Origin of the sequence: uncultured Clostridium sp., from assembly GCF_934754915.1 — a bacterium.
GTDB lineage: Bacteria > Bacillota > Clostridia > Clostridiales > Clostridiaceae > Clostridium.
The window spans coordinates 13418-29875 of record NZ_CAKVKB010000036.1 but is presented as its reverse complement, the minus strand read 5'-3'; the positions used below and the strand labels follow the sequence as shown (position 1 = coordinate 29875).

13 protein-coding genes are annotated in these 16458 nt (G+C 28.3%); 8 read left to right on the top strand and 5 right to left on the bottom strand.

Translation table 11 applies throughout. The annotated features are described in order from the left end of the window. Positions 1 to 322: 322 nt before the first annotated feature. From Q0F58_RS07900 to Q0F58_RS07890, 3 genes are all read left to right on the top strand, one after another. Positions 323 to 727 (top strand): RNA-binding protein, encoded by a 405-nt coding sequence (locus Q0F58_RS07900; protein ID WP_294374701.1) that lies wholly within the window; start codon positions 323 to 325, stop codon positions 725 to 727. A gap of 416 nt (positions 728 to 1143) precedes the next feature. Continuing rightward, positions 1144 to 2535 carry a putative DNA modification/repair radical SAM protein gene (locus Q0F58_RS07895; protein ID WP_294374699.1) on the top strand — a complete coding sequence of 464 codons (1392 nt, stop codon included), beginning with the start codon at positions 1144 to 1146 and terminating at the stop codon, positions 2533 to 2535. Between the two features lie 2 nt (positions 2536 to 2537). Then, the gene (locus Q0F58_RS07890) at positions 2538 to 3281 is read left to right on the top strand and encodes a TIGR03915 family putative DNA repair protein (protein ID WP_294374697.1); all 744 of its coding nucleotides are present in this window, start codon (positions 2538 to 2540) and stop codon (positions 3279 to 3281) included. 296 nt (positions 3282 to 3577) lie between these two features. On the opposite strand, the gene Q0F58_RS07885 is transcribed toward Q0F58_RS07890, so the two are convergent. Continuing rightward, a complete protein-coding gene (locus Q0F58_RS07885; RefSeq protein WP_294374695.1) occupies positions 3578 to 4921 on the bottom strand; it encodes an MATE family efflux transporter in 1344 nt (447 codons plus the stop codon). 382 nt (positions 4922 to 5303) lie between these two features. Here Q0F58_RS07885 and Q0F58_RS07880 point away from each other — a divergent pair, with 382 nt between their 5' ends. From Q0F58_RS07880 to Q0F58_RS07865, 4 genes are all read left to right on the top strand, one after another. Then, complete coding sequence (locus Q0F58_RS07880; RefSeq protein WP_294374693.1) at positions 5304 to 6473, top strand: galactokinase; 1170 nt, start codon at positions 5304 to 5306, stop codon at positions 6471 to 6473. Between the two features lie 353 nt (positions 6474 to 6826). Beyond that, positions 6827 to 7816 carry a UDP-glucose 4-epimerase GalE gene (gene galE, locus Q0F58_RS07875; protein WP_294374691.1) on the top strand — a complete coding sequence of 330 codons (990 nt, stop codon included), beginning with the start codon at positions 6827 to 6829 and terminating at the stop codon, positions 7814 to 7816. Between the two features lie 109 nt (positions 7817 to 7925). Beyond that, the gene (galT, locus tag Q0F58_RS07870) at positions 7926 to 9419 is read left to right on the top strand and encodes a UDP-glucose--hexose-1-phosphate uridylyltransferase (protein ID WP_294374689.1); all 1494 of its coding nucleotides are present in this window, start codon (positions 7926 to 7928) and stop codon (positions 9417 to 9419) included. A gap of 216 nt (positions 9420 to 9635) precedes the next feature. Next, the gene (locus Q0F58_RS07865; RefSeq protein WP_294374687.1) at positions 9636 to 10649 is read left to right on the top strand and encodes a LacI family DNA-binding transcriptional regulator; all 1014 of its coding nucleotides are present in this window, start codon (positions 9636 to 9638) and stop codon (positions 10647 to 10649) included. A gap of 179 nt (positions 10650 to 10828) precedes the next feature. Here Q0F58_RS07865 and hydG read toward each other — a convergent pair whose 3' ends face one another. The 3 genes from hydG to Q0F58_RS07850 all read right to left on the bottom strand — a co-directional run bounded on the left by hydG (position 10829) and on the right by Q0F58_RS07850 (position 13889). Further along, on the bottom strand, positions 10829 to 12247 hold the full coding sequence (hydG, locus tag Q0F58_RS07860) for a [FeFe] hydrogenase H-cluster radical SAM maturase HydG (protein ID WP_294374686.1): 1419 nt from the start codon (positions 12245 to 12247) through the stop codon (positions 10829 to 10831). 111 nt (positions 12248 to 12358) lie between these two features. After that, a complete protein-coding gene (locus Q0F58_RS07855) occupies positions 12359 to 12604 on the bottom strand; it encodes a TM1266 family iron-only hydrogenase system putative regulator (protein ID WP_294374682.1) in 246 nt (81 codons plus the stop codon). 448 nt (positions 12605 to 13052) lie between these two features. Continuing rightward, positions 13053 to 13889, bottom strand: a complete 837-nt coding sequence (locus Q0F58_RS07850) for a DegV family protein (protein WP_294374679.1) — start codon at positions 13887 to 13889, stop codon at positions 13053 to 13055. A 251-nt stretch (positions 13890 to 14140) separates the two neighbouring features. On the opposite strand from Q0F58_RS07850, the gene Q0F58_RS07845 reads away from it, so the two are divergent. After that, positions 14141 to 14758: a HutD family protein gene (locus tag Q0F58_RS07845; RefSeq protein WP_294374676.1), complete on the top strand. Its 618-nt coding sequence runs from the start codon at positions 14141 to 14143 to the stop codon at positions 14756 to 14758. Positions 14759 to 14924: 166 nt separating this feature from the next. Here the strand turns inward: Q0F58_RS07845 and Q0F58_RS07840 are convergent, their stop codons facing one another. Beyond that, positions 14925 to 16232 carry a CAP domain-containing protein gene (locus tag Q0F58_RS07840; RefSeq protein ID WP_294374672.1) on the bottom strand — a complete coding sequence of 436 codons (1308 nt, stop codon included), beginning with the start codon at positions 16230 to 16232 and terminating at the stop codon, positions 14925 to 14927. Positions 16233 to 16458: the final 226 nt, after the last annotated feature.

The window sequence follows — 16458 nt, the reverse complement described above, 5'->3', positions numbered from 1 at the left end:
TCAATAAGATTATATCATAAATACAAATATATTTTTATAGATTTGTATAGATTATTTTTAACTGTTAAAAGCCCCCCATTAATTTTTTAGTACAGCTATTTTTAATTAAATAATTGTAATTATAACATTATTCCAAATTAAAATTAAATAGTTATTTTTCTTATCTAACTAACATAGTTTATTTCAAAACACATTTAATGATTTTTTATCTATAATCTAAGATTTATTATTAAATACATCTTCTATTTTTTAAATGAATGTATCATTTTACCTTTATAAATAATAGATTGTAATAAAAAGAAATATACAGAAGGTGAATTAAATGAATCCATTATTAAATATGATACTTGGCTCTATCTTTCCTGGTATGGGTGGAATGATGAATGGTCAAATGGGTGGTGGAAATCCACTAATGAATATGCTTATGGGCGGACTTGGAGGTGGCATGAATAATCCTATGATGAATGGTGGCATGAATCAAATGTCAGGCATGAATCCTCTTTTAAATATGCTTATGGGAGGTATGAATAATCAAAATCAGATGTTTCCTAATCCTATGAATAACCCAAACATGAGTGCTCCATCTCCCAACAATATGAATATGGGAAATATAAATCCTTTAATGAGTATGCTTATGGGGAATCAGAATATGGGAATGAATCCCAATAACATGAGAAACAATAATATGATGAATATTAATCAAAATAATTCTATGAGAAGACGATAATTTTGATTTTTTAGGCGTATTTTTTTATACGCCTAAAACTTATGTTTTTTACATAAGTTTTTATTTTGTAGCCTTTTAATAACACGTCATTACATATATCAATATTTCAAAATTAATACATATATTTCAATATTAAAATTACATTGCAAATTGTTTAACAGATATAAAAATTAAAGAAATCTTGGAATGATTTTATCCTTCATTACAAATTGTTCATTGTACATTGTTAATTGAAATATATATAATTCTTCACTAAAATGAATATCTGATTATTGGACATTTGATAATCAAAATTTATATAAATATTCCATAATAATCTTTATATAAACATTTTTAAGTTCTTGTAAAAGAACATATATTCGTATATAATATCTTTAGAATGTATGTTCGATTACAGTGTATAAGGATGTGTAAAAATGGATTTAATGAGTAAATTAAAAATTCTTTCTAATGCCGCAAAATATGATGTATCCTGTTCATCATCAGGATCTAAAAGAAAAAATTCAAAAAATGGAATTGGAGATGCATCTCTAAGTGGAATATGTCATAGCTTTACACCTGATGGAAGATGTATTTCGTTATTAAAGATATTATTTTCAAATGATTGTATATTTGACTGTAAATATTGTATAAATGGCTCATCCAAAGATTTTACAAGAGTGACGTTCACTCCTGAAGAAGTATACGAGCTTACCATAAACTTTTATAGAAGAAATTATATTGAAGGATTATTTTTAAGTTCAGCTGTTGTCAAAAATCCTGATTATACCATGGAACTTATGCTAAAAACAGTTAAAAAACTCAGAATTCAAGAACATTTTAATGGCTATATACACTTAAAAGCAATACCTGGTGCCAGCGAACATTTAATTGAAGAAGCTGGAAAATATTCTGATAGAATGAGCGTCAATATAGAACTTCCTTCAAGTAAAAGTTTAAAACTTTTAGCTCCTCAAAAAAGCAAAGATAAAATATTAAAACCAATGAACACAATAAAAAACAATATTATTAATTATACGGAAATGAAGAAAAATATTAAAAGTACTCCTTCATTTGTTCCAGGAGGACAAAGCACTCAGCTCATTGTAGGAGCTACTCCAGAAAGTGATTTTAAAATAATCAACCTTTCGCAAAATCTTTATGATAAATTTGCTTTAAAAAGAGTCTACTATTCTGCATATGTTCCAGTAGTAAAAAATGATAAATATCTTCCAGAAATAAGTCACCCTCCAATGATACGTGAACATAGACTTTATCAAGCCGATTGGCTTCTCAGATTTTATGGGTTTAAAGCAGATGAACTGCTTAAAAATAAAGATGATAATTTTGATTTAAATTACGATCCTAAAACACAATGGGCATTAGCTAATTTAAATTATTTTCCAATGGAGATAAATAAGGTTCCTTATGAAATGCTTCTAAGAATTCCCGGAATAGGTGTAACTTCTGCAAAAAAAATTTTAAAAATAAGACGAGTCCATAATCTCAATTTTGATGATTTAAAAAAATTAAGAGTGGTTCTTAAAAGGGCAAAATATTTTTTAACCTGCAATGGTAAATATTATGGTGATGCTGTATTTGATGATGTGTCAATAAAACACAAAATTATAGAAAATAATCTTCCTAAAAAAAATTATATAAATCCTAATCAAATATCATTTTTTGATTATATTTCTTCACAAGAAAACTCTTATTCTAATAACATAATAACATCATCATATAAAAATTTGGATTCTGAACTCATACTTCCAAAAAACAACATTTTATCTCTGCCAGAAAAAATCACATCTATAAATGGAGAATTTTAATTATGAGTATATTATTATATGATAATTCCTTTGAAGGTTTATTAACCTGTATTTACAATGCTTTTTACTCAAGATCCGATATTGAAGGCATTTATAGCAAATCAGATTTCAATGCTCCTTTACTTCTTGGAGAAATTATTAACATAGATACAGATATTATCAAATTCCAAAAAGTAAGAAATGCTATAGTTAATAAAATTGATTTTCTATGCCTAAAAAAAATATATCTCGTTTATCTAAGTTGTAATGAAAATAAAGGTATGATTATATTTAAATATCTTCAATATGCCTTTAAATTAAAGAGAGAGATTCATGATTTTCTTCATCTAAATGAAGTACACAAAATTGAAGAAATACAAAAAAAAGTAACATATGAAGCTCATGTTTTTAAGGGATTTATTCGATTTAAATCCATCAATAATCTGTTTTTGTATTCCTCAATTGAGCCAGATAATGATATTCTTGAACTTATAGCTAATCATTTTATGAAACGCTTTCCTAATGAATATTGGATTATTCATGATCTTTCCAGAGAAAAGGCTCTTGTATATAATACTAATTCATATGAAATAGTCAAACTATCCAAAAATGAATATAGTAAATTCACAGAGTATAATGATGAATATTCTTCTCTATGGAAAACATATTTTAAATCTACAACTATTGAAGAACGCAGAAACCCTCGTCTTCAAAAAAGAATGATGCCCCAAAGATATTGGAAACACATATTTGAAACTAAAAATTAGAAATTTATTACCAAATTCTAGCTAATTGTTTTATAATTCATATTTACTATTCTATTTTACACATGTAGAGGCTGTTGCATTAAGAAATTCAAACGCTGTATATAGCATATTAAATAAATTTTTAACACTATATTTGTATAGCTTAATTTTTGCGCGACAGCTCCACTTAATTACCTATTAGATTTTCAATTCATCATTCAAATACACTTTCAATGATTAATACTACTTCTTTTATTTATTCATTACATTTTCTTAAAACATAACAATTTTTAATGTTATAAAATAAACCTTATTTTCTACTCTTGCATAAATTTTCTGCTTACAAGTATATAAGCAGTTATTATTCCAATACATGTTAAGAACCAGCTTACAGGATAAACAGTCAATAGCATTTCAAATGTATGAAATTTTTGAAATACTGTGCTAACCCATATAAGTCTAAAACCACATACTCCTGCAATTGCTATAACTGCTGGTAATGTTGAATATCCCATTCCTCGTATAGCACCTGACATAACATCCATAAGTACATTAAATGCTTCTAATAAAAGTACATATTTCATCCTAATAATCCCATATTCTTTAACAGCAGCATCTGCTGTATATATACTTATGAATCTGTCTTTAAATAAAAGGAATATACAGCATAAAGCAGTTGTAAAAACAATAGCTGTTACTGAACACACTATAGCAATTTTCCTGCATCTATGATATTTCTTAGCACCAAAATTCTGACTTGTAAATGTTACTGCTGCCTGAGTAAATGCATTTAAAAGAAAATAAGCAAAATACTCAAAATTAAGTGCTGCTGCACTTCCTGCTATTGCTGTAGAACCAAAACTGTTTATAGAAGCCTGTATACATACATTAGAAATTGAAAATACCATTCCTTGTACCCCTGCAGGTACTCCTATTTTTATAATTTCGCCTAAAATCTTTTTATCAATTGCTAGTTTCTTCAAATCAAGATGTATGTCTCTCTTTTCATGAGCAAGAATATATAATATCATTCCTGAACTTACCATATTTGATATAACTGTTGCTATGGCTACACCTGCAACACTTAAATTACATATGATTACGAAAAATAAATTTAATATCACATTTAAAATTCCAGCAATAATAAGGCAAATTAAAGGTCTCTTCGTATCTCCAACACTTCTTAATATTGCTGAACCAAAATTATATACCATTATAAATGGCATCCCTACAAAATAAATTCTTAAATACAATCCTGCAAGTTCAATAACATCTTCTGGTGTTCCCATCATTTCAAGAAGTATTTTAGTTGCAAAAAATCCAAATACTATTAAAAATAATCCACTTATAATTGCTATAAGTATTGATGTATGTACTGCATGCGTAATTTTTTCCTTATTTGCTTGTCCATAATATTTTGCAACTATTACGTTAGCTCCAATTGATAATCCTACAAAAATATTAATTAATAAACTTATAACTGCTTCATTACTTCCAACAGCTGCAAGTGCCTCATTACCTGCAAATCTTCCTACTACAGCTATGTCCGCAGAATTAAATAATTGCTGAAGTATACTGCTTAATGCTAAAGGTAATGCAAAAATGAGAATTTTCCCAAGAAGCGGCCCATTAAGCATATCCATATCTTTGTTTTTATTCATTATTCTATACCTCATCTTTCTCTTTAGTCTCTGCTTAATACTATACTCCTTAAACCAAACTCCATGTCAAGCCTTTCTTATATTATACGTATTTAAAGTAACCGCTTTCTATAATATATAAGGTTAAATTAGCATTTCAAAATGTAATGAAAAATATCTTTCTTAATAAAAGAAAGATATCAAGCAAAATAGCATATAGCTGCATTAAATTATATAATCTAATAAATATATGTGTTTTGTATATATCTACAATAATTCAACTCTGTTTTTAATATATGAACTAAAAAATAATTATTTTTTCATTTTCTATTTACTTTTTTATAGTAATCGGTTACTATAGGTGTATAAAGATTAAGAACGATTTCAAAGGGGGATTTTTAATATGGATATTATTAATAACTTAAAGGAACAATTCAAAAATATTTTTAGCAAAGATTCTGAAAATATTTTCTTTTCACCTGGAAGAGTAAATCTTATTGGAGAACATACAGATTATAATGGCGGAAATGTCTTTCCTTGTGCATTAACTATTGGAACTTATGGATTAATTGCCAAAAGAGATGATTCAAAATGTTGTGTTTATTCATTAAACTTTGAAGAATTAGGAACAATAGAATTTGATATAAACAATCTTGTAAATGATAAAAAACATGATTGGGCAAACTATCCGAAGGGAGTTATAAAAACATTCGAAAATCATGGATTTAAAGCTTCTCATGGTTTTGACATTCTATTCTTTGGAAATATACCTAACGGTTCTGGTCTGTCATCTTCTGCTTCTATTGAAGTCTTAATGGGATGTATCCTTAATGAATCCTTTGGATTTAATATCAACATGGTTGATATCGTAAAAATGTGTCAAGAAGCTGAAAATAAATTTATCGGTGTAAATTGTGGAATAATGGATCAGTTTGCAATCGGAATGGGTAAAAAAGATTGTGCTATCTTATTAGATTGTAACACTTTAAATTATTCTTACAGTAAACTTAACATGGATGGATATAAAATTGTAATTGGAAATACAAATAAAAAACGTGGTCTTGCTGACTCTAAATACAATGAAAGAAGAAGTGAATGCGAAACAGCATTAAGCGAAATACAAAAAGTTAAAAATATAAAATCTTTAGGAGAACTTACTGAAGAAGAATTTGAAGCAGTAAAATCAAACATTGCTGATCCTGTAAGAGTTAAAAGAGCAAAGCATGCTGTTTACGAAAATCAAAGAACATTAAAAGCTGTTAAAGCCTTAGAAAATAATGATCTTGCTCTGTTTGGACAACTTATGAATGCTTCTCATATTTCTTTAAGAGATGATTATGAAGTTACTGGAATCGAACTTGACACACTTGTATCATTAGCTTGGGAATGTGACGGGGTAGTTGGTTCTCGTATGACTGGAGCTGGATTCGGAGGATGTACTGTAAGCATTGTAAAAGAAGATTGTGTTGATAATTTTATTTCAAAAATCACACCTGCATATGCTGATAAAATTGGATATGAACCAAGCTTTTACATTGTAAGTATATCAGATGGTACAAGAAAATTATCATAAATTAAGATTAAGTTACATCTAAATTTAACTCAAAATTTATCAAAAAATAGATACCCTATGCATGGTGCAAGGTTAAGATTCATTTCTTTTACATATATTATGTTCTAATAATAACACCAAATAATAATTAAAGAAATTTTGAAAACATTTCGTCCCTTATTGTTAATTGGAATATATATAATGTAAAAAAATAATCTTATTGCTAAATACCTAAACCAATGTAATACCAAAGAAATCTTGAAAAGATTTCATCCTTCATTGTCAATTGTACATTGTACATTGTCAATTACAACATATATAATTAATTATGTAAATCAAATAGAAATATATAAATAATAAAAGGGAGTGTTATTATGTCAATTTTAGTTTGTGGTGGTGCAGGATATATAGGTTCCCACACAGTTTATAAACTCATAGAACAAGGCAGGGATGTTGTAATTGTAGATAATCTACAAAGCGGCCACATGGGTGCTGTTCATCCTAAAGCAAAATTTTATAAAGGCGATATCAGAGATTCCGCTATATTAGATAAGATATTTACTGAAAACAAAATAGATTCAGTAGTTCACTTTGCTGCTAATTCATTAGTTGGAGAAAGTATGGTAAAACCCCTTCTTTACTTTAACAACAATGTATACGGCATGCAGATTTTACTTGAAAGCATGGTAAAACACAATATCAAAAATATAGTTTTCTCTTCCACTGCTGCTGTTTATGGAGAACCTAAAAAAATTCCTATATTAGAAGATGATGAAACAAATCCTACAAATACTTACGGTGAAACTAAACTTACTATGGAAAAAATGATGAAATGGTGTAATAGAGCTTATGGAATCAATTATGTAGCACTTAGATACTTTAATGCTGCTGGTTCTTTAGGTGATGGTACAATTGGTGAAGACCATAATCCTGAAACTCACTTAATCCCACTTATTCTTCAAGTTCCATTAAAGAAACGTGATGCCATAACTATATTCGGTACTGATTATCCAACTCCAGATGGTACTTGTTTACGTGATTACATTCATGTATTAGACCTTGCAGATGCACATATAAAGGCAGTTGATTACCTTGAATCTGGAAAAGGAAGTAATGTATTTAATCTAGGAAATGGTGTAGGATTCAGTGTAAAAGAAATGATTCAAGCTGCTGAAGAAGCAACTGGACAAGATATTAAGGTTATATTAGGAGAAAGAAGAGCTGGAGATCCTGCTCAGTTAATAGCTTCAAGTGATAAGGCTAGAAATATACTTGGATGGGTTCCTCAATATACTGATGTTAAAAAAATAATAAAAGATGCATGGGCTTTCCATACAGCTCATCCAAATGGATTCGAAGACTAAATTAAAAAAATGACAAATTGATATCCTTTGTTGGAAAGGGTATTCTTCATGAGCAATAGACATTAAACTGTCTATTGCCATTGTCTATTAAATAATGGAGGATAACACTATGATTAATCACGAACTAAACAGACTTTTAAATTTTGGTTTACAACAGGGACTTATTCATGAAGATGATAAGATATATTCAGCAAATATGCTTATCGGTTTATTGAAAATTGATGAATTTGAACCTGAAGATATAAATGAAACTTTGTCTACTCCAACTCCTATTCTAGAAAATATTTTAGATTATGCTGTTTCTAAAAACATGATTGAAGACACTGTAACTGAAAGAGATTTATTAGATACTAATATAATGAACTGTTTAATGCCAAGACCTTCTGAAGTCAGAAAAACATTCACTTCTTTATATAATGAATCTCCTGAAAAAGCTACAAATTATTTTTACAAACTCAGCATAGCTTCAAATTATATAAGAAAAGATAGAATTGATAAAAATATGGTTTGGAAAGCCTCTACAGAATATGGTGATTTAGATATTACTGTAAATTTATCAAAACCAGAAAAAGATCCTAAAGAAATTGCAAAAGCTAAAACATTTAAGTCTACATCATATCCAAAATGTCTTCTATGTAAAGAAAATGAAGGATTTTATGGACATATGAATCATCCGGCAAGACAGACTCATAGAATAATCCCTATGAATCTTGGATCAGAACAATATTTCATACAATATTCACCATACACTTATTACAATGAACATTGTATAATATTCAATAGTGAACATGTACCTATGAAAATAAATAGAAAGGCTTTTGCAAATCTTCTAAACTTTATTGATGTATTACCTCATTATTTTGCAGGCTCAAATGCTGATCTTCCTATCGTTGGTGGCTCAATACTTTCTCATGATCATTATCAAGGTGGAAGATATACATTTGCAATGGAAAAGGCTCCTATTGAAAAAACTTATTCAATTAAAGGATACGAAGATATTAATATTGGAAGAGTTAAATGGCCTATGTCTGTTATCAGAATAAATGGAAATGATAAAACAAGATTAACAGATTTAGCAGAACATATTTTAAATTTATGGAGAAAATATTCTGATGAATCAGTAGATATATTGAGTGAATCAAATGGTGAACCTCATAATACAATAACTCCTATTGCTAGAAAAAGAAATGGAAATTATGAACTTGATTTAGTTCTTAGAAACAATAGAACCAGCTCTGAATATCCTTTAGGAATATTCCACCCTCATAATGAAGTTCATCATATCAAAAAAGAAAATATAGGACTTATTGAAGTTATGGGACTTGCAGTTCTTCCTGCAAGATTAAAAAACGAACTCAGCCTTCTAAAAGATGCTTTAATAAAAAGAATTCCAGATATTTCGGATAATGAAAATATTTCAAAGCATAGTGACTGGTATAAATATCTTTTATCTAAATATGATACAATTACAGAAGAAAATGCCTATGAAATATTGCAAAAGGAAGTAGGTATAATATTCTCTCAAGTACTAGATCATGCTGGTGTATTTAAAAGAAATGATAAAGGAATGGCAGCTTTTGATAAATTTGTTGCTTCCCTTTGATAATTGAATTTAAAATAAATAGTTCATGATTTTATGTTGTAATCTGTTTATCATGACATATAATATTAATTATACTATATATATTGCAAGTTTAAAATATATTCAAATTTCATAGGATATATGTAAAATATCAAAAAATCTTGAGAAGATTTCATCTTTTATTGCTAATTGCAGCAATATGTATAAATATTAACTTAATTTAAGGGCGGTAAATTTATGAAAATAACAATTCAAGATGTAGCTAAAAAAGCTAATGTTTCAGTTGCTACAGTTTCAAGAGTAATGAATGGAAATTATCCTGTAAAAAGCGAAACTCGTGAAACAGTGTTAAAAGTAATTAATGAATTAAATTATATTCCAAATATGCAAGCACGAGAACTTACAAAACAAAAATCCACAACTATCGGAGTAGTTGTTCCAAGTATAACAAATATGTTCTTCACAGAATTGGTTAATGGAATTGAAACTGAATTAAAATCAAATTCCCTCTCAATAATACTTGCATGTACAAATGGAGATTATGAAGAAGAACAAAAATGTGTTAATAATTTAATTTCAAGAAATGTATCTGGAATTATAATTGCTGATCCTGATACTGAAAGTATTAACAATAAATTTTATGATACAATTGCTCATAAACTTCCAATTGTATTCATTAATTCAGAACATACAAATTCCAATATATCATATGTTTCAAATGATGAAGCTTCAGGTGCTAAAACCGCTTTAGAATATCTTTTAAATAAAGGACACAAAAACATCATATTTGTAAGAGGAAAAGATAGTTACTCATATGATATAAAAGAAAAAGTCTATATAGAATTAATGAACAATCAAAAAACTTTTGATTCTTCAAAAATTATTAACATAGGAAATGGAAATACTATAGATACTGTGGATAACACTATGAATATATTTTTAAACATATTAAAAAAGCCTTCCTTTACAGCAGTATTTGCTTGCAATGATCTTATGGCTGTTGGTGTTCTCAATGCATGTAAAAAGTTAGGAATTCAAGTTCCTAATCAGATTTCTATAATAGGATATGATAATATTCCTTTAAGCAAATTTGTAGAACCCAAGTTAACAACAATGGATCAAAATATGTTTTTTCTAGGTGCTAATGCCGCTCAGCTCCTCATAGAAAAAATTAATTGTGACAATAAATTCAGTAAAAGAATCATATTAAATAACACTTTAATAGAAAGAGAAACTGTTATTTCAATATAAACTAAAAAAATACCCTTCAGAAACATTATAGATATAGCATTAATACAATGTTTTCTGTTTCATGGGTGTTTAAAAAATTTTGTGTAAACTTTCTTTTGACCTGTTCTATAACTAAAAAAATCTGAATCTAATGAGAATTTCAACGCATATCATTGAAATTCTCTTTTTATGATTATTTATCAAAATCTAAAATCGCGCTTTCCTGCATCTATATCATATATATGTTCTTCTGCAATCTTCCTTACCTTTTCATTAGGAATATTAAAAAGTTCCTTTTCTATAAGCTTAATTCCTTTTTCCTTTGTATCTTCTTCTGCATAATCATCAAGATATTCCCTTAATGTCATAAGGGCATTTGGATGACAACAATTTGAAATTTGTCCAGCCTTTACAAGAGTCATAAATCTATCCCCTGTTCTTCCTTCTCTATAACATGCTGTACAAAAACTCGGAATATATCCAAGGTCAATAAGCCAATTTACTACTTCATCTAATGTTCTGTTATCTGATACATCAAATTGTGCAGAATTATCTTCTTCCTTTTCTTCTTCAACATATCCGCCAACGCTTGTACGAGATCCTCCACTTATCTGGGATACTCCAAGTTCAAGAACTTTTTCTCTTGTCTTTTTAGATTCCCTTGTTGATATTATTATTCCTGTATAAGGTACTGCAACTCTTAATACAGCAACTATCTTTTCAAATATTTCATCTGAAATTCCATTGTCAAATTCATCTGGATTTATATCATCAGCTTTTCTTACCCTAGGAACACTTATTGTATGTGGACCTACCCCTTTTGCAGCCTCTAAATGTTCAGCATGCATCAATAAACCTACAAAATCATATTTGTACAGATTTAATCCAAACAATACTCCACATCCAACATCATCAATTCCTCCATCCATTGCCCTATCCATTGCTTCTGTATGATATGCATAATTATGCTTAGGACCTGTTGGATGCAGTTCTTCATAAGCTTTTTTATTATAAGTTTCTTGGAATAATATATATGTTCCTATTCCAGCTTCTTTAAGTTTTGCATAATTTTCAACAGTTGTAGCAGCTATATTTACATTAACTCTTCTTATAGCTCCATTTTTATGCTTAATGCTATAAATAGTCTTTATGCTTTCAAGAATATAATCTAAAGGATTATTTTCAGGGTCTTCTCCTGCTTCTATTGCCAGTCTTTTATGCCCCATATCCTGAAGTGCTATAACTTCCTTCTTTATCTCCTCCTGAGTAAGTTTTTTTCTTCTTATATGTTTATTTTTATGATGATATGGACAATATAAACATCCATTGACACAGTAATTAGAAAGATATAAAGGTGCAAACATAACTATTCTATTTCCATAAAATTTCTCTTTTATTTCTCTTGCAAGCTGAAATATTTCTTCTATTTTATCTTTTAACTCACATTCTAGAAGTACAGCAGCTTCTCTATGAGATAATCCTTTATAATTTCTAGCCTTTTCTATTATCTCATTTATGAGTTCCCTATTATTTTTATTAGCCTGTGCATATTCAAGAGTTGATAAAATTTCTTCATCATTAATAAATTCAGTTGCCACACTGGACATAACGTTATACATTTTTTAACACTTCTTTCTTCTAAAAATATTTTACCTGCATAACTCATCCTGATTTAATCACTATCATCTCAAATTCAGCGGAAAGCACCATTATAAGTATTATCTTAATTGTTATTTTTTAGAATACATTGTTTTTACACTGATTCCCTTAATCATCCCTAATTTGCCTGACAAAGAACTTATAACATCATTACCTGCATCAATAACAATACTTATTACACATACATCCTTTTCTTTATATGGAATTCCCATTCTTCCAATTATATATTGACTATACTCATGTAAAATACTATTTAATTTTTCTGTCTTATTTAAATCTTCTACAATAATTCCAATCAGTGCAATTCTAGTTTCCATATTATCGCTCCTGTTAATACAATTTTTAATTGTTTTAATATATGTATTGCAAAATTAAAATTACATTTAAAATCTCTATATATAAAGCTATCAAAGAAATCTTGCAAAGATTTCTTCCTTTTATTATAAATTGTAATTGTTAATTGCAATATACATATAATCCAATAAAAAATAATCTCTGCCCTAAAAATAGGCGCAGAGATACTAATATCAAAAATTTTATAACTAACCGCCTTGCTATTTGGGATAATCCCCTCATATAATCAGAACGACTTCACTTTCTATAAAACCTTTTCCTTCAGATAAAAACTCTTCATGTAAGGTTGTTATCATTTTAACATATTTTTCTTGTCCATTCAAATTTTAAGCATAAAACCAAGAACTACTGTGTTCATCAAATATAAAAATATAATTCTTATGCAATAGCAGTTATATTGTTATCAACAAATTAATAACATACTACAATCCCACCATCATCTGCATAAACTGTAGTAAGGCCTCCTCCTTCAAAAATAACCACATCTTTGAAATTATACATTCTTTTTATATCTTCTTTTAATTTTTCTGCTCTTTCTTTTGCATTGACATGTGATATTGCAAGAATCTTGCTTTCAAAATCATCACCTTCTTGACCTATCATCTCTAATAACCTATTAAAAGCTTTTTTTCTTCCTCTAACCTGTTCCTTTAATACAAGTTCTCCATTCCCATTATCACACATTATAGGTGTAACTTGAAGCAATGATCCTACAAATGCTTTTTTACTACTTATCCTTCCGTTTTTAGCTAAATTGTCTAACTTTACAGGAATTAGAAATGTTTTCATTTGATCTATATATTTATTAATTTCATCTACTATACTGTTATTATCTATTTTTTCTTCTATCATCTGTTTAATTTTTAACGTTACAAGACTTGCTCCCGCAGTTGCTGTTTTTGAATCAAATACATGAATAAATCCATCTTGAACTTCTTCTAAAAACATTTCCGCTGCTAACAGTGCACTATTATGAGACCCGCTTAGTTTCTCTGAGATAGTCACCACAAAATTCTCTTTACACTTTTTAAATGCTTCAAAAAAATCATGAGGTGAAGGACATGAAGTTATTATTTTATTTTTCGTTGCCTTCATTTTATTTCTCAATTCATCTAAATCAATATTCTTGTCAATAATCTCTTCATCTTCAATGACAATTTTAAAAGGAACACTCTCCATCTTTTCTGCATCATCAAAAATCTCTTTATTAATGTCTATACAGCTATCAGTTATTATTCTATTTTTCACTATGCTTCTCCACCTTAAATGTATTTTTCTTTAGTTTAATTCTATAATCTTTGTTATCCTATTAACTTATGCTAAACTCTGTTTATACTTAATATAACTTTAATTTTACACTATAACTTGTATACAATACAATTAATATTTGCTTCTAAAATTAATATAAACACTGTATTTTCAATAATATATTATAAAAATGTAAATTCGTACATTTAATGTTATAATAAACTCAAACATTATTAATGGAGGTTTTTACTTTGAATTATAATATACAATTAATAAAAAATGACAATTTCACTCCAACATATTGGTCAGGAGGTATGGCATCAGAACTGATTACATTTCCTGAAAATTCATCATTTGCAGAAAGAAATTTTTTATGGAGAATGGGATGTGCAAAAATAGATATTGACACATCAAATTTCAGCACTCTTCCTGGAGTCAAAAGACACTTAATGGTTACAGATGGTGAAGTAACTCTTATACATAAAGATAAATATTCAAAAACAATAAAACCCTTTGATCAAGATTTTTTTATAGGCGATTGGAATACAACAACAAAAGGGCGTTGTTCAGTTTTAAATTTAATGACCAGAGAAAACTATGATGGAAAATTAGATCACATCAACATACCATCAAATTCACAAACTGATTTCCAATATGTACTTCAAGAAAATAGCACTATTGTTTCTGTCTGTATACATCCTCTAAATTCTGATATAAATTCCATCATAAATGATGAAATTTTTACACTTTCCAAAGGTGAACTGCTTTGTGTGAATATAACAGACTCAAAAATGCTTCCTGATATAAAATTAATCAATAATAATTCAATTAATTCAGATATAGCTGTTTCTATTATATATTCCAATTAATAATGTACAATGATCAATTTACAATGAGTGATAAAATCTTTTCAAGATTTCTTTACTATTATGTAATTTCATTATTGGAATATATGTATATTTAAAAATAAACAGAGTTGTAAAAACACAACAACTCTGCTTATTTCAATGTTTTTAATTAAAATCATGTTAAACTCTAATTAGAAAATGTCTGTGTACCCATATATTTTCCATTACCATACACTACTCCTATACCAACTTTTGTATAAGATGGATTCATCATATTTTGCCTATGACCTGAAGAATTCCACCATTGATTAAACAATTCTACTGGATCATAGCTGTTGTATGCAATATTTTCTGCTGTAGCATTATATTTATATCCTATTGTTTTAAGCCAGTTAGTCCATTGAGTCCCATCTGGATTTGTATGACTGAAGTAATCATTTTGAATCATATGGTTACTTTTATATCTTGCAACACTCAACAATGTATTATCCATTGTTAATGGATTAAGTCCTGCTTCTTTTCTCTTTTGATTCATAAGTTCCAGAATTTTATTTTCTGCACTGTTTTCAATTTTAACTGAATATTTTTCTTTTACAGCTGGAAGTCCTTCGACACTTATGCTCCCAATACTTCCAGATCCATTTTCATTTGAAATATTATTATCTTCTAACTGTCCATTTGAATTCCCTGGTTTATTTTCATTTTCTGTCACATCACCACTTGTTTCAGAATCCTCTGGTTTACTATCTGGTTTTTCATCAGGCATTATAATATCACTGCTATCTGATCCATTATTACCTGATTCATTATTGTCTGGATTTTCTATTTCAGTTCCTTCTTCCGGTTTTTCTATTTCATTCCCTTCATCTCCTGTCGATTCATTATTTCCAGTATTTTCTTTATCATCAACAGATTCGTTATCCTTAATAATCAAATTATTGTTTGAATCAAATTCTTTTTTAATATCAGGAACATCGTTTCCTATTAATTCTCCATTTTTAGCAAATCTATAAATTTTATTTTCAATTCTTACTCTTCCAGTCTGCATAACCCCATATTTATTAAAATAATAAATTTTTTCATTTATTTTTATTACCCCAGTCTGAATTTTCCCGTCATTATCAGCATAATACCATTTTCCTGATTTTTTTATCCATCCTGTTTTAACATTTCCGCTTCTATCAAAACAATACAATTCATCATTAATTTTTAACAGTATTGTTCCTTGTTTTCCACATCTATTAGAATATGATACTGATTTTTGTGAATTATTTGAATTTTCTTCAACTCCTGTATTTTCCTCAGTGCTCAATTCCTCAAAGATTTTATTATCAGTTGATTTTTCATAAGCAACTATCTCTTCATCTGCTTTTTGATTATAGTTTAAAGTTTCAATTTTTCCTTTCGCAGATACTCCTAATGGAACTAAGGCACCTATTGTTGCTGCTACAACTCCTGCACTTATAAGCTTCTTTCTTAAAAAAGTTTTTTTCATTAGTTTTTCTCCTCCTGTGTTATAACTGGCTGCTTGTGATTCTTTTTCTTTTATTCAAATTTCTTGAATCAGCCGGTGACTCTATGGTAACATATGTTCGACATTTTTCGACTATGCTTAATCCTTCTCTATATACAACAGATTAAATTATTCGTATATTCCTCCAAATAGCTACATAACTGATGCATTTTCCAGTATGATATTGTTCCATCCTACTCATATCAAT